Source organism: Geobacter anodireducens (assembly GCA_001628815.1).
GTDB lineage: Bacteria > Desulfobacterota > Desulfuromonadia > Geobacterales > Geobacteraceae > Geobacter > Geobacter anodireducens.
Genome location: CP014963.1, coordinates 405,549 through 428,349, shown reverse-complemented (window position 1 = coordinate 428,349; position 22,801 = coordinate 405,549). Strand labels below are relative to the sequence as shown.

The 22,801-nt window shown below is 60.4% G+C and carries 18 protein-coding genes and 1 pseudogene; 2 read left to right on the top strand and 17 right to left on the bottom strand.

Going from position 1 to position 22,801, the window contains the following annotated elements:
• Window positions 1-11: 11 nt before the first annotated feature.
• From A2G06_01970 to A2G06_01935, 8 genes and pseudogenes are all read right to left on the bottom strand, one after another.
• The gene (locus A2G06_01970; GenBank protein ID ANA39359.1) at window positions 12-1,004 is read right to left on the bottom strand and encodes a type VI secretion protein; all 993 of its coding nucleotides are present in this window, start codon (window positions 1,002-1,004) and stop codon (window positions 12-14) included.
• Window positions 968-2,700 (bottom strand): annotated as a pseudogene (locus A2G06_01965) (type VI secretion system protein ImpG). Before A2G06_01965 ends, A2G06_01970 begins: the two are co-directional and overlap by 37 nt.
• A gap of 28 nt (window positions 2,701-2,728) precedes the next feature.
• On the bottom strand, window positions 2,729-3,136 hold the full coding sequence (locus A2G06_01960) for a type VI secretion protein (GenBank protein ID ANA39358.1): 408 nt from the start codon (window positions 3,134-3,136) through the stop codon (window positions 2,729-2,731).
• A gap of 10 nt (window positions 3,137-3,146) precedes the next feature.
• Window positions 3,147-4,538 (bottom strand): type VI secretion protein, encoded by a 1,392-nt coding sequence (locus tag A2G06_01955; protein ID ANA39357.1) that lies wholly within the window; start codon window positions 4,536-4,538, stop codon window positions 3,147-3,149.
• Window positions 4,535-5,089, bottom strand: coding sequence for a type VI secretion protein (locus A2G06_01950; protein ID ANA39356.1), 555 nt, complete (start codon window positions 5,087-5,089; stop codon window positions 4,535-4,537). The genes A2G06_01955 and A2G06_01950 overlap by 4 nt, the downstream gene beginning before the upstream one ends.
• Before the next feature lie 300 nt (window positions 5,090-5,389).
• Window positions 5,390-5,968 (bottom strand): DNA invertase, encoded by a 579-nt coding sequence (locus A2G06_01945; protein ANA39355.1) that lies wholly within the window; start codon window positions 5,966-5,968, stop codon window positions 5,390-5,392.
• 16 nt (window positions 5,969-5,984) lie between these two features.
• Window positions 5,985-7,157 (bottom strand): hypothetical protein, encoded by a 1,173-nt coding sequence (locus A2G06_01940; GenBank protein ID ANA39354.1) that lies wholly within the window; start codon window positions 7,155-7,157, stop codon window positions 5,985-5,987.
• 544 nt (window positions 7,158-7,701) lie between these two features.
• The gene (locus tag A2G06_01935; protein ID ANA39353.1) at window positions 7,702-11,916 is read right to left on the bottom strand and encodes a hypothetical protein; all 4,215 of its coding nucleotides are present in this window, start codon (window positions 11,914-11,916) and stop codon (window positions 7,702-7,704) included.
• Window positions 11,917-12,250: 334 nt separating this feature from the next.
• On the opposite strand from A2G06_01935, the gene A2G06_01930 reads away from it, so the two are divergent.
• Complete coding sequence (locus tag A2G06_01930; GenBank protein ANA39352.1) at window positions 12,251-15,220, top strand: transposase; 2,970 nt, start codon at window positions 12,251-12,253, stop codon at window positions 15,218-15,220.
• A 108-nt stretch (window positions 15,221-15,328) separates the two neighbouring features.
• Window positions 15,329-15,781 (top strand): peptide-binding protein, encoded by a 453-nt coding sequence (locus tag A2G06_01925; protein ID ANA39351.1) that lies wholly within the window; start codon window positions 15,329-15,331, stop codon window positions 15,779-15,781.
• A gap of 58 nt (window positions 15,782-15,839) precedes the next feature.
• On the opposite strand, the gene A2G06_01920 is transcribed toward A2G06_01925, so the two are convergent.
• The 9 genes from A2G06_01920 to A2G06_01880 form a co-directional block, all read right to left on the bottom strand.
• Window positions 15,840-16,898, bottom strand: coding sequence for a flagellar biosynthesis protein FlhB (locus A2G06_01920; protein ANA39350.1), 1,059 nt, complete (start codon window positions 16,896-16,898; stop codon window positions 15,840-15,842).
• A gap of 4 nt (window positions 16,899-16,902) precedes the next feature.
• Window positions 16,903-17,697 carry a flagellar biosynthetic protein FliR gene (locus A2G06_01915; protein ANA39349.1) on the bottom strand — a complete coding sequence of 265 codons (795 nt, stop codon included), beginning with the start codon at window positions 17,695-17,697 and terminating at the stop codon, window positions 16,903-16,905.
• A gap of 50 nt (window positions 17,698-17,747) precedes the next feature.
• Complete coding sequence (locus tag A2G06_01910; GenBank protein ANA39348.1) at window positions 17,748-18,017, bottom strand: EscS/YscS/HrcS family type III secretion system export apparatus protein; 270 nt, start codon at window positions 18,015-18,017, stop codon at window positions 17,748-17,750.
• 12 nt (window positions 18,018-18,029) lie between these two features.
• Window positions 18,030-18,797 (bottom strand): flagellar biosynthetic protein FliP, encoded by a 768-nt coding sequence (locus tag A2G06_01905; protein ID ANA39347.1) that lies wholly within the window; start codon window positions 18,795-18,797, stop codon window positions 18,030-18,032.
• 5 nt (window positions 18,798-18,802) lie between these two features.
• A complete protein-coding gene (locus A2G06_01900) occupies window positions 18,803-19,300 on the bottom strand; it encodes a flagellar biosynthesis protein FliO (protein ANA39346.1) in 498 nt (165 codons plus the stop codon).
• Complete coding sequence (locus A2G06_01895) at window positions 19,297-19,602, bottom strand: flagellar motor switch protein FliN (GenBank protein ID ANA39345.1); 306 nt, start codon at window positions 19,600-19,602, stop codon at window positions 19,297-19,299. Before A2G06_01895 ends, A2G06_01900 begins: the two co-directional genes overlap by 4 nt.
• Complete coding sequence (locus tag A2G06_01890; GenBank protein ID ANA39344.1) at window positions 19,599-20,585, bottom strand: flagellar motor switch protein FliM; 987 nt, start codon at window positions 20,583-20,585, stop codon at window positions 19,599-19,601. Before A2G06_01890 ends, A2G06_01895 begins: the two co-directional genes overlap by 4 nt.
• A gap of 34 nt (window positions 20,586-20,619) precedes the next feature.
• Complete coding sequence (locus tag A2G06_01885; protein ANA39343.1) at window positions 20,620-21,129, bottom strand: flagellar basal body protein FliL; 510 nt, start codon at window positions 21,127-21,129, stop codon at window positions 20,620-20,622.
• Window positions 21,130-21,497: 368 nt separating this feature from the next.
• Window positions 21,498-22,757: a flagellar biosynthesis protein FlgE gene (locus A2G06_01880; GenBank protein ANA39342.1), complete on the bottom strand. Its 1,260-nt coding sequence runs from the start codon at window positions 22,755-22,757 to the stop codon at window positions 21,498-21,500.
• Between the last annotated feature and the right edge of the window lie 44 nt (window positions 22,758-22,801).

The window sequence follows — 22,801 nt, the reverse complement described above, 5'->3', positions numbered from 1 at the left end:
GAAGGGTCTCCTTAGGGAATATGTCCGGGAAATACAACACGAGACAGGGTTTCGCCGGCTGCGGCACCGAGCCAGGTGTCCCATCCGACCCGTGCCCCCCGGCAAGCGCCGAGGCGTGCTTCCGGGGTCTCTCCCGGGGCCAGGGTCAGCACCACGTCCCAGGCGAGGGGGGCATCCAGGTAGAGTTCCACGATCAGCTCCAGGGTCGAGCGGCCAGGAGCGCCGGGGAGGAGATCCGCGAACTGTTCGCGGGAAAGGGGCCCCAGGCACAGGCGGAACATGCCCAGCCGGTCATCCAGGTCGGTTCCGACGACCGTGTCGATGCCGAGACTGCTCCCGGCCGCGCCCACGGCAAGCCGCTGTTCGGGGGGAATCGGCACCTGCCGGTGCTGGCAGGGGATGACTTCAACCGGTACGCCGAGGGCGTCGGCGGCCATGGTCCGCAACCCCAGGGCAGAACGGGGAACCTGCCCCAGGAGCCCCGCATAGCGGAGCCAGCGGCCGGACTCCGGCAGGGTCGTCTGCCCCTGGGCCAGGTCGAGCCCGGCCAAACAGAAAAGACGTTCGAGGTCATCCCCGCTTCCGTCCTCCACAACCCGGTTGAACAGGCAATACTTGGCGTCGCCGGCGACCCAGAGATCAAATATCCGGTGGCTCAGCACGTCGAGGAAACTCCGCGAAGCAGAGCCGTCTTCCCGCTCCTCGTCCATCAGTTCTTCGGTGTAGAAGGTGGGGAGCGGGGACGACGGACCGTAGAGCCCGAGGAAGCGGGCCGTTATCCGGTAGCCGTCGCCCTGCCGCTCGATCCGCGCCACATCAGCAACCGGAAAGGAAAGGGAAAGCTCGGGCCGGACCCGCACCCCGCACGGGCGAACGTCCTCCCCCGCCTGAGGGGCCGCAAGAAGCCGCAGCAGGCGCACCGCCTGGGCAAAGGAGAACTCATGCCCCCGCTCGAACAGTTGTGTTTCTAGAGAAGCTGACGATGACCGAGCCTGGGGGGCCATGAGTACACCTCTTCCCGAACGCTTTCGCGAACGGTCAGGCGGGTGAAGCTGTTGAGCGAGGCATAGCCCCCCAGAAAGCGGTCGAGCACCGCCCCGAAGAGGAACAGATCGCCCGGGCCGGCAAAGTGGTCCCCCCGCAGAGTAAGGACAATCTCGCTGCCCCGCAGCAGGTGCCCCCCCACGAGACGGCCGGCCGGCTTGGCGATAACCGCTTCGATCCCGTCCAGCCGCTTCCGGTTGGCGGCCAGTTCACCCCGGCCCCCTCCCTCTTCGAACAGGTAGAGCGCCAACAGAGTGCGGAGGTTGTCGGCGCTGGCCAGGGAGAGGCGGTTAAGGGACAGATGGGAAACGAGACGCCAGAGGAGATTTTTTCCCAGTGGCGGCAGCAGCGCCGGGGTAAGTGGCGTGATGTTGTGGAAGGTGGCACTCGCGGGAGAGGAGGAGGTCGGCTCGCACAGGTCACCGAGCCACAGGTTTTCCGGCAGGCGGCCGTTACTGCAGGTAAGGGCGATGGAAAGCGTCTCCGCCGCCGGCAGGCCTTCCCCCTGCGGGTAGCAACGGCCAGATGCACATCGAATCCGGCGCGGACCGGCGAGGCGGATACGGCGGTATGGAAGGTGGGCTGGGCACCGGCGTCAGCACTGAACTGCCCGAAGGGGTGATAGGTCCGTTCCGTTGCCGCCCCCCGGACGATGCCGGTCACCCGATCAACGGAATATACCTGGCCATGCCCCGGCGCCAGGCCCGCGGGCCGCACCGGGTATCGCCCGACCCGGTGGTCGAGGAGAATCGGCTCGGCATCGTGGGGAAAGAGGTTCACGGCCGGCGAGGCGAACAGGACAAAGCTTTCCCGCCGTACCGGAGGCGGAGGGAGAACGAGTCCGCCCAACTCGAAGGTAATGGTGAATCTCGAGCCGCTGCCGCGGGCGGTCCAGCGCTCCCAGCCGGTCAACTCCAGGAACAGGAACCGCTGGGGCGCGGCAAAATATTCCTGCACCAGCCGATAGCCGGGAAAGGCGTGGGAGGGCCAGGGGATCAGGTGCTCGTCGTCGTTGAAGCCCACCGGCTGAAGACAGGCTGCGGGCAGGCTGGCCGACGCCCCTCTCTCCTCCGCGGTGATCACGATCCGCTTCAGGTGCCGGGAGAGGATCAGGAACAACTCCGTTGCCCGGGCATGGTCGCCTGCCAGAAAGAACCGAAGCGATCGTGGCTCCCAGTGGTCGAGCGGGAGCCCGGTGAGCGACAGGGACAGGGTTACGGCCGGGGCGCTCCCCGCCGGTTGGGCAAAGGTTGCGTCGAGAAGTTCCAGGGGGTGGAGTTCCACCGGGCTCGTTGTCCGGAAAAGGCAGCGGGTTCCCTCCACCGGGATCGACGCGAGCTCTGCCCCTGCCGGAATCAGCCGGGAGCGCGTCAGTGACGGCTTCGGTTCGAAGGCGACGATGGTGGTGGCCGGCACCGGCCGCAGGTAGTGGGGGGCCACGAGTCGAACCAGGTCGTGAACCACCTCGGGAAAATCATCGTCAAGCTTTTGGCGCAGAAGGGCCGTCTGGAAGGCGACCCCCTCCAGAAGCCGCTCCACGTCCGGGTCGGCCGACGGACCGCCGAGCATCGGCGCCAGCGCCGGATGGGCCGCGGCGAACTCGGCCCCCAGTTCCTTGAGCCGGACAAGTTCTTCCTGAAAGTGACGGGTGATCATCGTGTTCGCTCTCTCTTTCCGGGCATGGTCAGCGTCTCACCGCAATCTTCCCGTCGACATCCACCAGCGTCTCGAAGCGGACCGCCCCGCCGTCGCTGCCGAGCCGGGCGGCTATGGCGAACCGGAGTGCCAGCACATCGTCCTCCTGGGGGATGAAGGTCACCCGCACGCCGGCGAGACGCGGCTCAAAGCCCTGGATGGCGGTGCGAATGCTCCGTTCGATCTCCCGCACCGAATCGGGGTAGCTCTGAAGCACGTCGAGCATGTCGGGGATGCCGAAGTCGGGAGCGATGGGCACGCTCCCCCGGCGCGTATTGAGAATCCGGCGGATGTGCGCCAGGATTGAATCCAGCAGGCGGCCGCGATCGCCCCCCCCGCGGCGCGACGGATCCCGCTCCAGGGAGCGGATGCGTTCCAGAAGGCGTTCTTCGCGCATGGCTTCCTTCCTATCCCCGAACCACTGTCATCAGCTCCACCTCAAGGTCGGCCGGGGCGCCGGTCCAGTGGAGGGCAAGGGTATGCTCCCGCTCCACCAGATGCCACTGGTCACCGGTTGAGTCCACGGCGAAATAATGGGTATCGGCGCGGCGCGGCAACTCTTGGGGTGGTACCGGCAGGTGGCTCAGACCGATGCCGGGAAGCGCCCGGGCGGCCAGGACCGGCAGGTGTTCGCGGGCGCTGAGCTTGGCTGCGGTTTCAAGGGACAGGAGAAACTCCGCCGACTCCGCGGAGGTGCGCAGGGCCAGGTAGTAGCGGTTGCCTGCCCCGAAGACGGCCGGCTTAAGGTCGGCACTGAAGAAGGTGCCGTCGTGGGTGAGGCGGATCACGTGATCGGGACCGGCGGTGATCTCATCCATCAGCCGGGCGATGAGGTCGCGGGCCGCGGCAAAGCATTCTCCCAGGTTGCGGTGGTCATAGGGGGGGAGAAGGCGGAAGCCGTCGTCCAGTTCGCCCAGGGCGGAGACCCGCTCGGAAAAGGAGGCGAGTTCGCCGATGAGCTGCCGCAGCGCACCGTAGACGTCCCACGGGTGAACCTGGCGGTCCTCGGTCAGGTGAAAGAGGCCGGGCACATACCGGTTGAGGGAGCGAAGCGCCAGCAAGTAGACCATGTCCCGGGAGCCGAATCCGGCGTTCTGGATGCCCCGTTGTTTCTTGTGTTCCTCGAGCTGGCGGCCCCGGGCCGCCACCTGGTCGCGGATCTCCCGGACGATGCGGGACAAGGACTCGCTTGCGTCCAGGGAGAGGGACGGCGGAATGAAGCGGCCGGAAAGCCGCACCTGCCCCCCGAAGCGCTCCAGCCGGGCCACGGGGATCAGGTGCCAGTCGCCCAGTTGCTCCCGCTCGTGGTCCCAGAAGATCTTCAGCACATGCCGCAGTCGCTTCACCTGCCCCGGCGGCCCGCCGGCATGGAGGTCCCGGACCTCATCCGGCTCGGCCGCCGCAACAAAGCGGGTGGCAACCCCAGCAAGCCCTTCGAGCCGCTCCGCCACAGTGACGTTCTCTCCCGCGCCCTGCCACTTACGCAGCCCCACGTGCACCAGGAGCGGGCGATCTCCTTCGATCCGGGAGTCGTCAAAGGAGCGGGGTTCACAGAGGGCGTTCCCGCCGATGACCGCCCAGGTACCGTCGGGAAAGAGGAACGAGCCGGCAAGGATCGAGAAGACCCGGGTGCCGAGGGCGCTCTCCTCGATCTCCAGCTCGCCCGCCCCCCAGAAATGGGGATGAAGATGCCGGAAAAGCGGATCGAGGCGCCCCTGGACCGACAGGTCATGGAGCTGAAAATGCTGGGGCTGGAGAAAAAGCCCCTGGTGCCAGTAAAGGGGGGGATGGGCGGTCATGGCTTCGGGGACTCCTCCCTGACATCCCGAATCTCCTGGGGACCCAGGTGCAGCCGGATATGGACCTGCCCCGGCCTCGCGAGCTTTATCCGGCTGATGAACCCCACGGTTTCTTCCACGGCCGGAATGGGGTAGAGCCGGACAGACCGTTCCTTGTCGAGCAGGAAGTACCCCGCCGCAAAGCCGATGTAGCGGGCGCCTTCGGCCCGGTCCAGGACCTCGGTCAGTTCCTGGCCGGGCTGGATCACGACTCGCCCGGCGGTTGCCACGGCTGGGTCGAACCGGCTGCACTCAAGCAGCTTCGCCGGACCGTCCGGTTCGTTCCGGAACTGGTTGAAGGCGTTCGGATCGCGGAGCTGATAGATACAGGCCACAAGGGCGTGGGGGCTGTTCTGGTAGAGGTTCAGCCGGGGGTCCCCGGTGAAGCTCAAGCGGATGGCCTCCCTTTCAAACCCCCACTCCACCGGCGGCCTGATCTCCGGGGACGAGGCACAGGAGCAGAGGCACGCAACGACAGACCAACTCAGCAACAAAGCGGCACGACGCTTCATCGGCTTCTCCCGGGGTGCTGTGATCGATGGCAAAGGGACAGGGTACGGACAGCAAGGCGGAATTTATTAATCACAATACATTTAATGCAGACTTATTATCATTTATTAGTACATGCTGTCAATGGACAGTAAGAAACAGCGCTACGCGCCGTTGGGGGCGGAGGGAGGGAGCCCTGCGCCGGGAATGGCCGGAACAGTGTGGCGGTGGGAGATGTAGGGGTCGTCTCAGAAAACGGAATTTATAGCACGCTAAGGATTATGAAAATCGGCTTCTCTATTTGGCCTAGAATTGATTTTCAATTAGCCGTCAGGGGTAGGCACTCGGTTATCATTTGAGGCTGGCAGCCATCTGTAGAGTGTGGGAATGGATATACCGAGATTTTCGGCCACCTCTCTTGGGGGAACACCATTGGCGAGAAGTTTTTTTGCTGATTCAAGCTTGCTGTCTGTCATTTTGCGTTTCCGGCCACCGACTCTCCCCTGCTGACGGGCGGCAATTAGCCCGGCCCGGGTTCGCTCAACAGTGAGTTCCCTTTCCATTTGTGACAGACTCGCCATGATATGAAAGAAAAAACGCCCAGCTGGGGTGGTGGTGTCGATGCTGTCTGTCAAACTCTTGAAGTTTATCCCTTTGGTTGAAAACTCGCCAACCAGATCGACCAGCCCTTTAACACTGCGGCCAAGCCGGTCGAGTTTCCAGACAACCAAGGTATCCCCTTCTCGAATAAAATCGAGCATTGCCTTCAGCCCCGGCCGTTCTGAACGGGAGCCGCTTACTTGGTCTTCGTAAATACGCTCGCAACCGGCCTGTTCCAGCGCAGAGCGCTGTAGATCAAGGTTCTGGTCTTGCGTTGATACCCGGGCATATCCAATAAGCATCAGTCTGCCCCCGGTTTCATCGTATGCTGAAGCCGTCCAGGATCAGTGTCCCGTCAGTTACCGTCAATGCACCATTGAGAACCGGCTCACCGATAAGCGTGGAGTAGTTGCTGTCGTATCCGCCCTGCAAGGTGATTGTAACGGGCCGACTGCAAGAAAGCGATTCGTTATACGTGGTAGCCCAGAGTCTGATGACGGCATTCTCCGCTGCCGCGTCATAGGCAGACTGGATGGATGAGTAGTAATTGGACGAACCATCGTCAATCCGCACGTGGTGCTCAACATCGTAAGTAAAGGCAGCCGTGATCGAAGTGTCTGCGTCCAGGGTCATCAAGCAGTCAGCGGTTCCGGTGCAACTGCCGTTGCTCCATCCGGAGAAGAACGAATACTGTGCTGCCAGAGAGGAGAGGGTTATCGGTTCGGCAGCGGGGAAAAAGGCCGAGCAGTTGGTGTTGCAGGCAATGCCGGTCGGCGTGCTGGTGATGGTGCCTGCGCCGGTGCCGGTGAAGGCTATATTCAGCGAGAACGTAAGTGGCTGGGAGACGTCGTTGAAGTAGAAGTATCTCCCCGCAAGGGACGGGATGCTGCCAATAACATTGGTAACGCTGAGGTAGTGGCTGCCGTCATCCTGGGAGATTCCTGAACCGGCGTCTGTGGCACTGGCAGCGGCAAAGGTACCATAGCCGAAACGGATCTTGCCGTCCTGGTACAATGTCACCGTAAAGGAATTCGGTAGGCCATTCCCCTCATCGGAGTAGGTCTCGGTTTGCCACTCGATGACAACACGTTCGGGAGCTGCCTTGTGCTGGATGAAAACGCCGCCGTCGTACAGCGAGGAAAGGTCATCGTTCCATGCCGCGATCACCGGGCCAAACCCCGCCGAGGCGAGATTAAAGCCACGGCCAGACCTGGCTCCCCCGAACCAGATGTTACCGTTGGTGTCGACGGTGATCTGGGTGTACGCTTGCCGGTAAAAGGTGAACGAGGGCCAGGGGAGCGTGTAGGTCAGATACTCATCATCGCCGTAGACAAAATCGTAGTCGGGAGTGATCGGCTTGAGGCGGTTGGCGTCGGTGCCGTCCCACGTCGCGGTGGTGGATTCAGTGAGTTGGTAGATGCCGCCGGTGGCGGCCAACGCTGAAGAAATTGGTAGCAATAAGGCGATTAAAAGCAATCGGAAGATTCTCATGTTATCTCCCATGGAACGAATGGTATTACAGTGTTAGATTAACCGATGCGTTGGCATGTTTTACTTTAGGAATGCTAATGTTAGGGTTTTAGTTTAATGAAGCTCCGATTATTCCAATGTATTACAGGATCCCATACAATAAATATCTACATCGATTTCTGCATTTATTTTAGATAAAAATGTAAGCGATTCGGTATCAAAGTGAACGCTAGGAGCAGAAGGTCCTTGGTTGACATACATGGCACAAGAAAGCCATATTCGAGCTTTTCCAAGCTTTGAAAAGTTATCAATGTTAGGTTTAATAAAATTTATTATCGATTTAACGTGAGTTGCAAGGTGTACATTATCAGCTTCTTTAGAATTTATTTCCCAAAAGTAGGTATCTGAAATAATTCCAGGTCTTATTATATCTCCAATATCTCTAGTGCTGTCTGGAGTTATACCTAATATTTGTGTAATATCTTTTGATGGTATTTCTTTACTCCATATACAAAGACTGACATATACTTCATCTGATCTTGCACTCATATGATATCCCTTCCGTTTATCTAAACATATTAACATTTAGCCCTGTAGGATGATTCGGCCCAATACCGGGCTTCATCCTGATAACAATATCTCCATTCTTACATTTATATAAATCAAACCCAGCACCATAATCCTTTTTTATAGAATGTGGATGAAATTCTGGCCCCAATTTTTTCATCTTTTCAATCTCCCATGGCGAGAGCTTATCCTTGCAATCGTCATTGCCGTCGTCATCATCACAAGTTCTTGTCTTTGACTTTACAGGGTTAAAAATATTGTTTATTGCAGCGGCTGTAGCCATAACAGCCGCTGTGCAAGCTCTCAAATTCCTTGCACATGCAGAAATTGCTTGTGTGTAATGACCAAATGGGTCGCTGAAGTTTATGGGGTTTTGTTGCACATATCCGTACAGACCCACATCCCCACCATCAAAGATAGTGATGGGGTCCTTGCTCAAAAACTTTCCTGTCAGAGGGTCGAGATACCTCGCCCGGTAGTAATACAGCCCCGTCTCCTTATCCCACTCCCTGCCGGTAAAAAGGTAGCTGTTCTGAAACGTGGTCGTCGCCTTGGGCAGGCCGAAAGAGTCGTAGCGGTAGCGCTGCACGACGTTGCCGGTGCCGTCGGTAATGGCCATGATGCTGCCGAGGTGATCGGCATGGTAGTAGTAATGGCTGCCGCCCCGCTCCAGGGCCAACGGCTCGTCCATGCCGGGGCCATGGGTGTAGAAGGTCTTGGTCGCGGTGGTGCCGTCGTTGGTGATTTCGAGGATGATGTCCTCTTCGTCGTAGACGTAGGTGGTGGTGATTGTCTTGGTGATCTGTCCCTTGGTAGTCGTATGTTTTTTCTCGATCCTGCGGCCAAAGGGATCGTACTTGAAGGTGGTGGTCCGGGTTTCGGCCCCCTTGGTCTTTTCCACCCTGGTCAGCCGGTTCTCGTAGTCCCACGTAAGGACCCAGCTCTTGTCCGGGGCATTGCCGATGGTCCGTGTGGTCTGGTTGCCGGCATTGTCATAGTCAAAGCCGAGGGTCCGCCCCCGGGTCATCTGGTTGGCGGCATTGTGCTCGTAAGCGGTATCCCTGGGGCCGGGGCCGGTCTGCCGGTTTCCCACGTCGTCGTAGGTGAACTTTTCGGTCCCCTTGGCGGTCACGGCGTCGGTGAGGCGGTAGAGTTCGTCGTACACGTAGGTGGCCGCAAGATCGCCGGTGCGCGCGGTGATGTTCCCCACCCGGTCATGCTCGGGATAGCCGTTGGCAACAATGGTCGTCCCGCCCGCGGTACCATGGTTCAGGGCGGTGAGCCGGTCCAGGTCGTCGAAATCATAGGCGGCTGTGACGGTGTTGGGATACTCCAGGCTGTCGAGTCTGCCCCGCTCATCGTAGCCATAGGTGAAGGTGCCGGCAGGCGCAACGATGTGCCAGGGCCGGTTGGCGTCGTAGTCGTACCGGATGATCCGCTGGTCAGGGGTGGTGGGAAAGTAGGTGACTTTCTTGCGCTGGCCCCCGGCAAAGTATTCGTCATAGAAGATCACGCGGCCGTTTGAGTCGGTGACGCTCTTGAGGCGGCCATTGGCATGATAGTCGTAGGTGTAGCTGAAGGTTACGGTGGTTCCGGCACGGTTCTCAGCGGTTTCCAGCCAGCCGTTGGGCTTGTAGGTGAACGCGACCGACGTGTTGTCGGCGTAGCGTTTTTCCGTCAGTTGGCCACGACCGTTGTAGTAATGGGTGACAAGGAGCGTGCCCGGCTCGCCGGCGGTTGCGTCGTATTTCTCCTTGGGCAGGCCGCCATCGTAGTAGGTGTAGCGGAGCTTCTTGCCAAGGGGGTCGGTTTCGGTCTCCAGGCGGCCGACCTTGTCGTAGGTGTAGACGGTGCCGGCTTGATTGTTGGCAATGTGGTTGGCGTCGCGCACGGCAGTGAGCTTGTCCACGCCGCTGGAGCAGGAGGAGCAGCCGCTGCCGCTGTAGTCGAATGTGGTGGACGTGTTGCGAGCGTCGATGATTTCGGAGAGCTGCCCCTGGTAGGTGTATGTGTAGGTGGTGGGGTGGCCCTCGGCATCGATGACGGAGCTTTGGTTCCCGTTGTTATCGTAGCCGAACGCGGTCAGGTTGGCGGGGAACCTGGCCGGTTGCACCGTCGATTCCCTGAGAAGCGAGGATATCAGGTTCTGGCTGTTGTACTCCTGGGTGGTCTTCACAGGCACGTCGGCATTGTCGGTGCCGGTTACCTTGTATTCGGTGGGGTTGCCGTTCTTGTCGTAGGCGGTGTAGGTAAGCTTGATCCCGTCGGGGGTAGTCATTGTTTGGAGCATGCCGGCGGTGCCGTTGGCAATGGTTGCTGTATCGACCGGGTAGTAGCTGTAGGTCGTAGTATTCCCGTTGGCGTCGGTGGTGCCGGCCAGGGTGCCGTTCTGGTTCTGGCGCTGGTAGCTGACGAGATACGTGCCGCTGGTCTCGCCCGGGGCCGTGGTCCGGGTCACCAGCCATGTGCCCCCCTGGCCGTCCGGCTCGGTGTAACGGTCATAGGTGGTGGTGAGCGGCGTGGTCCCCCGATGGTCGGTGATGGTCTTGACCTGGTAGTAGCTGGCGGCCGTGTCGTAGGTGTAGCTCATGGCCGTCTTGATCGGCGGTGTCCGGCTCGCAAGTGAAGCGATGTTCACCGTCTGGGGATCGATGGTCGGGTTGGTGTAGGCGGCAATGTTCACCGGGTCGGTTTCGGTCAGCAGGTTGCCGTTGGCGTCGTAGGTGTAGAAGGTGGTGAGCGCAACGTTGCCGTCGAATGGAACAGTTCTGGCCCGCAGGGTAGCGTCGGGGTTGTAGTAGGAGGTGGTGGACTTGCCGTAGGGGTCGGTGGCGGTCCGTTCCGCCATGGTCAGGGTGTCGTAGGTGTAGGTCCACCCGAAACCGTCCTTTTCAGTGAAGTTGAACTGCTTGACCGGCACATTCTGCACGGGATAGGCATCGGGCACCTTGCCGGCAGTGCCGGTTGGCGAGGGATAGGCGTATGCCCTGGGCTTGTTGTTCGGGTCGGTGGCGTCCTTCAGGCGGTTGTCAGGGTGGTAGGTGTAGCGCGTGAGGTTATTTTCGGGGTCTTTCTTTGTTTCGAGAAGGCCGTTCGTGCCGTACGTGTAAACCCACTGCCCCTTGTTGCCGGGTGGTGTAACCGTGTCGAGTCTGCCGGAGGGGTAGGCCAGGGTATGCACCCGTGTCGTCTCCGGCTCGGTGATGGTTTCCAGCTTGCCGCTGGTGGCGTTGTAACCGAAGGTGACGGCCCGGCCGGTTGAGTCGGTCACCGACGTAAGCTTGTCGTTGGCATAGGCGAAGGTCAGGGAGTTATTGTAGCGGTCGACGATGGAGGTGAGCTTGCCGGCAGTGTCGAAGTGGCGCTTCAGACCACTCAGCTCGGTGATGGTCCAGGTGCTGTCGGCGTTTTTGACCAGGGTGGAGGTGTCGCCCTTGGGAGAGATGTAGGTAGTATTGTATTTCTCGTAGACCTTGCGAATCCCCTGATTCCAGAAGACCATGGCGCTGCCGCTGCCGGCAGCCAGCGTGGCTTCGTAATTGTGGCTCCAGCCGTTGCCGATGGCGCTCGGCGCAAAGGGGGAGGAAGAACGGTAGTAAAGAGTAACCCCCAAGGAGAGAGAACGGCTGTTGCTCAGACTGAAAACCGTCTGGGAGTGGGAAAGCCGCCCGGTACTCAGGTTGACGGTGGAACCGGCCTGCCGCTCCAGCTTGCACTGGTCGGGCTCGCGCCCCTTGCAGTCGGGGACCGGGTTGGTGGGATAGAGGGCTTCCTTGAAAATATCCGTGTAGACCTGGCCGACTGCGTAGCTACCCATGCTCTTGCCGTCAATGAGGCCGGTATAGTAACGATGGACAGCGACGATATGGGAGCCTTCCTTGTTGCGGAAAACGCGATAGCCCTGGCTCTTGGCGTAGTTGACGATGTTGGTCGGTGTGCCCTGAGTGTCGCCGTACCAGGCGTAGAGGCCGACCGAGGAGCCGGAACATTCGAGCATGTTGCTTTCGTAGTAAATCGAGGTGCTGTCGGTCATCCCTTCGGGTATGCACTGCTTGGCAACCCATTCGAGGCCGATGGTGGTGATGCCGCTCTGGGGGTTGCAAGAGAGAGCGGCAGCGACCGGTCTGATATCAGAAAACAAAATCATCGCTGAAAGAAAAGTTGTGCAGAAAGCCACACGTAAGAGCGACGAACACCGGGAGAAGTGGACCATGAAAAAGACTCCTTGGCTCGGGATGCTTTTGAGATGGGTTGTAAGTGGCGTATACTGTACCGGAGACAAGTGGTTGGTGCAATACAATAATAATAGCTCCTAATCCCCATCCCGCTGTTTCAAGTCGCTCGAACTCGAGCACTGATACGTAAAAATCTGCAAGGGTACTTATCTCGCTGAACGCGAAAATGCTCTCAAAAATCGTTGCAACACGGCCATGATGAGAATAATGTTTTAATAACTGTTTTTGAGAATTTCGAGTGCCTGAGTTAGCGTTTCCTGTTGCCGCTGAAAACAGAGTTATCAAAAACGACCGTTTTCGAGAGGACTCACCATGCCCCGCCGCTCCATCCTGTCCGCCGCCGAACGCGAAAGCCTGCTTGCGCTTCCAGACACTAAGGACGAACTGATCCGGCACTACACATTCAGTGAAACCGACCTTTCCATAATCCGGCAGCGGCGTAGGGCCGGAAATCGCTTGGGCTTTGCCGTGCAGCTTTGCTACCTGCGTTATCCCGGCATCTTCCTTGGTCCAGATGAGCAGCCGTACCCGCCGCTGCTTAAACTGGTTGCCGACCAGCTCAGGGTGGCGGTCGAATGCTGGGATGATTATGGCAGACGTCAGCAGACCCGGCGCGAACACCTGGTCGAGCTGCAGACGCTATTCGGCTTCCAACCGTTCACCACGATCGGCCACTATCGGGCGGCGGTACACAGCCTGGATGAACTGGCATGGCAGACGGACAAGGGGATCGTGCTGGCAACAGCGCTGATCGAAGGACTGCGTCGCAATGGCATCCTGCTGCCGCCTTCCGGGGTCATCGAACGGGTCTGTGCCGAGGCCATCACCCGCGCCAATCGGCGCATCTACGCAACATTGTCGAACCCGCTTTCAGACGCGCACCGGAATCGCCTCGACGAGTTGCTAAAGCGCCGTGACAATGGGAAGATGACCTGGCTGGCCTGGCTGCGCCAGTCGCCCGCGAAGCCGAACTCGCGGTACATGCTCGAACACATCGAGCGGCTCAAAACGTGGCAGGCGCTTGACTTGCCTACAGGGATCGAGCGGCAGGTACACCAGAACCGACTGCTCAAAATCGCCCGCGAAGGCGGGCAGATGACGCCCGCGGACTTGGCCAAATTCGAGCCGCGCCGGCGTTACGCCACCCTAGTGGCACAGGCCATCGAAGGGATGGCCACCGTCACAGACGAAATCATTGACCTCCATGACCGTATCATCGGTAGGCTGTTTAATGTGGCAAAGAACAAGCACCAGCAACAGTTTCAGGCATCTGGCAAGGCCATCAATGACAAGGTGCGCTTGTACTGCCGCATCGGTCAGGCCCTGGTGGAAGCCAAACAATCTGGCCGCGATCCCTTTACCGCCATTGAGGAAATCTTGTCTTGGGATGACTTTATAGAGAGTGTCACTGAGGCGGAAAAACTCGCACAGCCTGAAGATTTCGATTTCCTGTATCGCGTCGGTGACAACTATGCCACCTTGCGCCGCTATGCGCCTGAATTCCTCAAGGTACTCAAGCTGAAGGCGGCGCCGGCGGCAGAGGGTGTGCTCAAAGCCGTCGAAGTCTTGCGCGGCATGAATGCCGACAACACCCGCAAGGTTCCTGCAGATGCGCCGATTGGCTTTATCAGGAAACGATGGGAGAAGCTGGTGATGGCTGAGGGTGGCATCGATCGGCGCTACTATGAGTTGTGCGCGTTGTCGGAACTGCGAAATGCCCTGCGTTCTGGCGATATCTGGGTGCAGGGCTCACGCCAGTTCAAGGACTTCGAGGATTATCTGGTGCCTACCGAGAGGTTCACCGCACTCAAGACAGCCGGCGAATTGACGCTGGCCATAGCCAGCGACTGCGAGACGTATCTGCATGATCGGCTGACGCTACTGGAAGAGCAACTCGCCACGGTCAACCGCATGGCGGTGGCCAACGACCTGCCGGATGCCGTCATTACGGAATCGGGACTGAAGATCACGCCGCTGGATGCGGTGGTTCCCGACAACGCGCAAACGCTGATCGACCAGGTGGCAATGGTTCTGCCTCACGTCAAGATCACCGAACTGTTGCTGGAGGTTGATAAATGGACAGGATTCACCCGCCACTTCTCACACCTGAAGTCGGGCGACCAGGCGAAGGACAAGCATCTTCTGTTGACTACCATCTTGGCCGACGCCATCAACCTAGGGCTCACTAAAATGGCCGAGTCCTGCCCAGGTACATCCTATGCTAAGCTGGCTTGGCTCCAAGCCTGGCATATCCGCGATGAAACGTATTCGACGGCGCTGGCCGAGGTGGTTAACGCACAGTTCCGGCATCCGTTCGCCGAGCACTGGGGTGACGGCACCACCTCATCGTCGGATGGTCAACGCTTCAAGGCGGGGAGCAAGGCCGAGAGCACCGGACACATCAACCCGAAGTACGGCAGCGAGCCGGGGCGGCTGTTTTACACCCACATATCCGACCAGTACGCGCCGTTTCACACCAAGGTGGTCAATGTCGGCGTGCGCGACTCGACCTACGTGCTCGATGGGTTGCTGTACCACGAATCCGACCTTCGCATAGAGGAGCACTATACCGACACGGCGGGCTTCACCGATCACGTCTTTGCCCTGATGCACCTTCTAGGCTTTCGCTTCGCGCCGCGCATTCGTGACTTGGGCGATACCAGGCTCTACGTCCCGAAGAGTGATACGGCCTATGATGCTCTCAAGCCCATGATCGGCGGCACGCTCAATATCAAGCACGTCCGTGCCCACTGGAATGAGATTCTGCGGCTGGCAGTTTCGATCAAGCAGGGAACGGTGACGGCCTCGCTGATGCTGCGAAAGCTTGGCAGCTACCCGCGACAGAACGGTTTGGCCGTTGCGTTGCGCGAGTTGGGACGCATTGAGCGCACGCTGTTCATCGTGGACTGGCTGCAAAACGTGGAATTGCGCCGCCGAGTGCACGCAGGGCTGAATAAAGGGGAGGCCCGCAACGCAATGGCTCGGGCGGTGTTCTTCAACCGGCTGGGCGAAATCCGAGACCGCAGTTTCGAGCAGCAGCGGTACCGGGCCAGCGGTCTCAACCTCGTGACGGCTGCCATAGTGCTATGGAACACCGTCTACCTGGAACGGGCTACAGACGCCTTGCGCGGTCAGGGGCAGAGCGTCGATGACTCGCTGTTACAGTACTTGTCGCCGCTCGGCTGGGAACACATCAATCTGACAGGTGATTATGTGTGGCGCAGCAGCGCGAAGATTGGTGCAGGCAGATATAGGCCATTGCGGCCGGTGCAGTCGGCTTAGCGTGCTATAAATTCCGTTTTCTGAGACGACCCCATGTAGTGAAATGGTAACCATTGACGCGAGAGGCATCGGCGCGTTAACCTCCCTCCTTGAAAGGAGAAATGTGCCATGACCCTGATTCGGCTTCTGTTGCGGATGCTGATTCCGTCGCTCGCCCAGGCCGCCCCTTTTCTTGCAGCCTGCACCACCGTCACCGGGGAGCGGGTTGGTCCCCAGGCCCCGGGAATCGGCTTCGAGGAGACACCGGCCGTCGACCGGACCGACCGGCAGCACGCCTCTGTCCCGCCGGTGGTCCAGCCCCCGCCACCGCAGCCGCCGGAACCGCTCGCGACTCCGGCGGCCGCCGCGCCGGCCTTGCTCCGCATCGGACCGGAGCACACGTATGTGAACGCCCGGCGCGGGCCTTCACCCCGCACGAAGGTGGTGGCTGTCCTGAGGAGCGGCACACACCTGGAGCTGCTGGGGGAACAGGGACGCTGGCTGCGCGTTCGCTGGCAGCACGGCGGGAAAACGGTGGAGGGATGGGTCTACCGGAGGTTTGTGGAGGGGAATGGGCAGTGAGCCGCAGAGCCCGCAGGCCGGCGCATGAACCCCGCATGCCCGCGGGAGCGGCGCCGGTTCATATCTTGCCCTTCAGGCTGTACACATAGGCCAGCACCTCCGCCACCGCGGTGTACAGGCTCTCGGGGATGGGCTGCCCCTCTTTGACCTGGGCATAGAGCTCGCGGGCCAGGAAACGGTTCTCCACGAGCATGACGTTGTTCTCACGGGCGATGGCCTTGATGGTCTGGGCCATATGGTCGACGCCCTTGGCCAGCACCAGCGGCGCGGCCATGGTCTCGCGTTCGTACTTGAGCGCCACGGCGTAGTGCGTCGGGTTGGTGACGACCACGTCGGCGGTAGGAATCACCTTGCGCAGGCGTTTCTGGGCCTGCTGAAACTGCATCTGACGGATCTTACCCTTGACCTTCGGGTCCCCCTCAGACTCCTTGTGCTCGTCCTTGACCTCCTGCTTGGTCATTTTCAGATTGTCGATGAAACGCCACTTGACAAAGGCCAGGTCCAGCACCCCCAGGATCAGGAGCACGCCGCAGGTGTGGATGACCAGCTTGAAGGCCAGGTGCCTGAAGACCTCCAGGATCCCGGCCAGGTCGGTATCGGCCAGGAAAAGCAGTCCGTCCATCTCGTCCCGCATGATCTTGTACGACATGTAGCCGACAATGACGATCTTGAGGACAGCCTTGAGCATCTCCACCAGGGAGTCCTTGTTGAAGAGCTTCTTTGCGTTAGTGGCCGGATTGAGCTTGTCCAGCTTGAAGGTGATCCGCTCGCTGTTCATGGAGAAGCCCACCTGGACCATGGTCGTTGCGAGCCCCGAAATCACCACCACCAGCATGAACGGCATGACCACGCTGAGAAATACCAGGAACAGCTTGATGAGGAGATGTTCGACGCTTGCTTCGGTCAGGTGAAACGTTCCCATGGAGCCGAGCAGTTCGCCGCTGGTCCGCTTCAGGGTGGTAAACATGAAGCCGCCGGTGGTGTACAGGGCAACCATGGCGGCGATGAGGGTTACGGTGGAGGTCAGGTCCCGACTGTGGGGAACCCCTTTCTTTTTCGCCTCGTCCAGCTTCTTTGCTGTTGGTTTTTCTGTTTTCGAATGTTTGTCGTCAGACATGCCCTCATCCCTTGCCCATGAGCTTCATCATGGTCTTGAGCTGTTCGTCGAGCATGCCAAAATGCCCCTGGACGGTGTGGAGGAAGAGAGGGAGGGAAAGCCCCAGGATGATGAACCCGATGCCGATGTTCAGGGGCATACTGACGAAAAAGACGTTCATCTGGGGGAACGAGCGGGCCATGATGCCGAGCATGACACTGGTCGCCAGGAGCGTGACCATCACCGGCGCCGCGAGCCGGACCGCCAGGACGAACACCTCGCCGATGGTGGTCACGATGAACTGGAGAAGCCCGCCGCTCATGTGCCACGCCCCCAGGGGGAGGACGTCGTAGCTCTGGACCAGCGCCCCGATGAAGATGTGGTGCATGCCCAGGGAGAGGAACAGGAGCGTGGCCAGCATCTCCAGGATGATCGACATGATCGACAACTGGCCTCCCTGGGACGGGTCGAACTCGGTCACGATGGTAAGGCCGATCTGGACGCTGGCGATCTGGCCGGCGAACTCGACGGCGGCGAAGATGATCAGGGACAGCAACCCAAGCGACACGCCAACCAGCACCTCCTGCACCATGAGGAACCCCAGGGAGAGCATGTCGGTCGGAAACTGCGGCATCTTTCCCTTGATGATGGGGAAACAGACCATGGTCATGGCGAAGACGAGCAACGCCTTGATGGGGGTCGGCACCCGCCGGCCGCCAAAAATGGGAATGGCTGCGAAGATGCCCGCCATCCTCCCCATCACCAGGGTGAAGAAGGCCACGTCGTTGACCGTGGGGAATGGTGTGGTCAGTGGAAACATGGGTGTCGGCGTCCCGGCGGAGCGCTGTCACTCGCCGAAGCTGACGGTCCTCACCGTCGCATGGTGGCGATGAGGGCGTAGACTTCCCGGGTGAAGTCGCTCATGTAGTTCATCATCCAGGGGAAAAAGATCACCAGGGCGACCATGACGGCGATGATCTTGGGGGCAAAGGCAAGGGTGGCCTCCTGGATGGAGGTGACCGCCTGGAAGATGCTGACGGCAAGTCCGACCACAAGGCCGGAAATGAGCAGGGGAGCGGCCAGCATCAGCGTCACCTCGAAGCTGCGGCGGGCAAGCTGTACGACGAGATCGGGACTCATGACAAACCTCCGCTACCCAAAGCTTTTTATCAGAGAGCCGATCACCAGCCCCCACCCGTCCACCAGGACGAAGAGGAGAATCTTGAACGGCAGTGAGATCATGACCGGCGGCAGCATCATCATACCCATGGACATGAGGACCGAAGCCACCACCATGTCCACCACCAGGAACGGGATGAAGACCAGGAAGCCGATCTGGAAGGCGGTCCGCAGCTCGCTGATCATGAAGGCCGGAATGAGGGTCAGGGTCGGGATGTCGTCGGCAGTGCGGGGCCGCGGCAGCTTCGAAAGATTCAGGAACAGGGCCAGGTCCTTCTCGCGGGTCTGGGAGAACATGAACTTCCGCATGGGAGCCACCGCCCGCTTCAGGGCCTCGTCCTGGGTGATCTGGGCCGCCCGGTAAGGCTGGATCGCCTGGGTGTTCACCTGCTGCCAGACCGGGGCCATGACGAAAAAGGTCAGGAACAGGGACAGAGCGACGATGATCTGGTTGGGGGGCGCCTGCTGGGTGCCGATGGCGTGGCGCATGAACGACAGCACCACCGCGATCCGTGTGAACGAGGTGGTCATCATGAGGAGCCCCGGCGCCAGGGACAGCACCGTCATCAGGAAGAATATCTGGAGGACCACCGACACATCGCCCGGTTTGGTGGCCTTGCCCACCCCGATGCTGACGCTGGGCAGCGCCAGGGGCTCGGCGGCGGCCGCCAGCGAGGCGGTCAGCAGGACGACGCAGAAAGCGATGAAAGGGATTCGTTTGAACATCGGGACACCGTCCATGGTGCTCAGGCTTTTCCTTCCCCGGCGCGGCGCTCGGGGGCATCGGCACGCCCCTGTTTCATGGCGGCGAGCCGTGTCGTGACCGCGTCCAGCTTGCCCTGGAAAAGGGTGGCGAGGGGGGTGCGCCCGGCGGTTTCGTCGAGCACCTCGATCTCCTCCAGGATGTCTATCTGCTTGATGAACGAGAGATTGTCGCCGGAAGAGCCGAGCAGGAGAAACTCGCCCCCCACCTCCACCAGGACCAGCGACTTCTTCGGCGCCAGGTAGCGGGTTTCCACCAGCCGGATGTGGCGTTCGGTTCCCTTGCCGTGGACGCCGGGCCTAAACCACCGGTTCGCCGCGTAATAGGCCAGATAGATGAGTCCCAGCACCAGGGCGAGGGAGGCCAGCATCTGGACGAACACGGTGGCGAAGCTGAAATTCGCTCCGCCGGCGGCCTCTGCGGCCCGGGCGACGCCGGGGAACGCCAGGGCCAGGGCCGTGGCTGACGCCTGCTGTTTCACAGGACTTTCTCCACCCGCTCGTTGGGACTGACGATATCCACGAGCCGGACCCCGAACTTCTCGTTGACCACCACCGCCTCGCCGCGGGCGACGAGCTTGGAGTTCACGAAGACGTCCAGGGGCTCTCCGGCAAGCTTGGTCAACTCCACCACCGCCCCCTGATTGAGCTGGAGCACGTCCTTGACCAGGATCTTGGTCCGGCCCAGCTCCACCGTGAGCTGAAGCGGTATATCGAGGATGAACTCCAGGTTCTTGCGGTCCAGTTCACCGTCTTTGGTTTCTTCTTTCGTGAGGTCGCTCACCGCTGTTCTCCCTTGCCTACGACGTTCGTGATCTGAAGTGCCTTGTTGCCGTGGCGTATGCCCGGCATTCCCGTGAATTTGGGCACCCCGCCGACCTTGACCGTGAGATCGCTGGTGCAGGGGGTATCAAGCATGATGGTATCGCCGGGGACCAGGCTGAGCAGGTCGTTGAGGCTGATGACCGCGCCGCCGACCTCCACCGACACGTCCAGGGGAGCCTCCAGCAGCTCCTTGGACAACCGGAACGACCACTGGGGATCGATGGCCATGAGGTCGAACTGGGCGCCGGACTTGAGCTTGTCCCGAATCGGCTCGATGGTCATGTAGGGGACGGCGAAGACCATCTTACCCTCGATCTGGTCGATCTGGATCTCCATCTCCATGGTCACCACCTGGTACTCGGGGGGGACGATGTTCACGAGCCGCGGGTTCATCTCCATCCGAAGCAGGCTCATCTTGGCCGCATAGAGCGGCGCCCAGGCCTTTTCCAGATCGACGAGCATGTCCTGAACGATCTTCTGGACCAGCCGCAGCTCAATGGAGGTGAACATCCGGTTGGCGCTCGTCTGGACCGACGTCATGCCGGTTCCTCCCAGGATGCAGTCCACGATGGTGAAGACGAGCGTGCTGTCGAAGGCGATCAGGGCCGCACCCTTGAGCGGATCGGCCTTGTAGATCGCCATGCAGACCGGCGAAGGGAGGGTCTGGATGAAGTCGTCGAACTTGTACGACCCGGCCCCGAGCTTCTTGATCTCGACGATGCGCCCCAGCCGGTTCGACAGGGTCCCCCGCTGGTAGCGGATGAAACCGTCGTAGATGATGTCCAGGTTGGGAACGAGCCCCTTGTGGGCTTCACTGTTGAAGAGGTCGTAGGAGTGGGCGGCGCCCTGCTCCTTGGCCAGTTCCCGGTCGGGCTCGATCTTCCCCTCGAACACCGCGGCGAGCAGCGCCTCTATCTCTTGCTTGGTGAGGATCTTCTCCATGGAGATTCCTCCGCCTCCCTTGACGTCCCGTTGGCTACTGGACCACGAAATCGGTGAAATAGACCTTGCTCACCTTGCCTGGCGGCAAAATCTTGTTGGCGGCCACGAGGATTTCGTCCCGCAACTGGTTTTTCCCCTGGAGGTCCTGGATGTCCTGGAGGGTCTTGGTGGTGAGCAAAACCAGAATGGCATCGCGCAGGGGCGCCTGACGGGCCTCTATTTCCGTCTTGGCGTCCGGGGCAGCGGTTTCGAACTCGACCTTTACCCGGAGATAGCGCAGTTCCTGGCCGTCGTAAATATTGACGATGAACGGCTCAAGCGCGAACGCGGTGGTCGTCGCTCCGGCCGCACCCTCCTTGCCGCTCTCGGCCTTTTGCTCGACCTTGGCCGCGGCCTCGCCTTCCTTGCCCTTTTCTTTCTTGCCTCCGCCCATGAACACTACGGCAAGGGCGATAATCACCACGGCAGCAGCGCCGATGATGATGAAAAGCTTTTTCTTGTCCTCTGGCACACCCTCGGCGGGTGCCTTTTCGTCCGCTGCCATCAGACTCCTCCTTCTGTATTGATTGAAATCCTTGGGACTCTACGTACCGTTACGGCTATTGCAACCGAAATGCCAGAAACTGCTTTACGGCATCAATGGAATACTACGCGAAAAAACACCCTGATATTGGTAACTAATGCGGAGAAGCGCGGGATTGGGCAGATACGGCAATCATCCGGTACGGAAGCAGCCACGTCGGACTTTTGACAAGGCAGGCAAAGATTCGGCGATGGAATGGGCTGGATGCCCCCGGCTGGCACGCGAAAACCGGCAGATCGTCAAAAAAACGACAAGCCCCGGCAAACATCGGACCGTTGCGCCCGGCGGGGAGGAACGCGCTCTCCCCCCGCCGGGCGGCCAGTGGCTGGTTACCGCTTGAGACTGAGTACTTCCTGCAGCATCTCGTCGGCCGTGGTGATCGTCTTGGAGTTGGCGGAGTAGCCGCGCTGGGTGGTGATCATTTTGACGAACTGGGCCGCCATGTCCACGTTGGACTGTTCCAGGGAGTTGGCCAGGATTTTCCCGACGCCGGGGGCGCTGGCGTCGGAGAACAGGGGCTGTCCCGATTCGAGGGTTTCCTCGAAGAGGGTGCCTCCCGCCTTGGACAGGCCGGCCGTAGAGGAGAACTTGGCCAGGGCCACCTGGTAGAGCTTCTGGAGCTGGCCGTTGGAGTACACGCCGTTCACGTATCCCTTGTCATCGATGGTAACCTTGGTGAGGGTACCCTGGTAGTAGCCGTCCTGGGTCTGGGAGGAAACCACCGAGGCGCTGGCGTACTGGGTGGTGGCGCCGACGCCCAGGTCGAAGAAGATCGGCTGGGGTGCGGCGACGCCACCCGTGAAGGTGATGTTCTGGGCCGCGCTGGCCAGGGGAGTCTGGCCGGTGAGGGCACCGGTCTCATCGAAGGTGAGGGTCCCGTCGATGGGGCTGGTGCTGCTGCCCGGCGTGCCGGCCACGGCATCGGGAAGGATGACGTGCCAGTCCCAGGTGTTATCGGCGGTTTTACGGAAATATGCCGTGGCAGTGTGGGCATTGCCCTGGGAATCGTAGACCGACAGGCTGGTCGAGAAGTTGGACGTGGCAACCGGGTTGGCGGGGTCCCATGCCAGGGCCGGCGTAGTCTGGGTGGAATCCAGGTTCACCACGAACTTGACGTTGGAGGTCTGCTTCGGCGGCGTGGTGGCGAAGTTGGTCAGGTCGATGGGCTTGAGCACGCCGTCGGCGAGCCCGGACGAGGGAATGATGCCGTATCCCATGACCTGATATCCCTCCGGGTTCACCAGGGTTTTGTCCTTGTTGAAGGAAAAGGCGCCGGCACGGGTATAGTAGCGGCCGCTGGTGTTCTGGACCACGAAGAAGGAATCACCCTGGATGGCCAGGTCAGTGCCGCTCTCGGTGCTCTCGAAGGAGCCCTGGGTGAACTGGTTTTCAACGGTCTGGATCTGGACGCCGCGGCCGATCTGGGAGCCGCCGCTGATGGTGCTGGAGAGGACGTCCGAGAAGAGCATCCGGCCCTGCTTGAAGCCGATGGTGTTGACGTTGGAGATGTTGTTGCCGATGACGGACATGGCCTCGCCGTTGGCGTTGAGGCCGCTGATGCCGGTGTAAAGTGCGGATGTGACGCTCATTGATGTGCCTCCGTGGGTGCGACAGCGCTCCGGCTGCCGCCCGG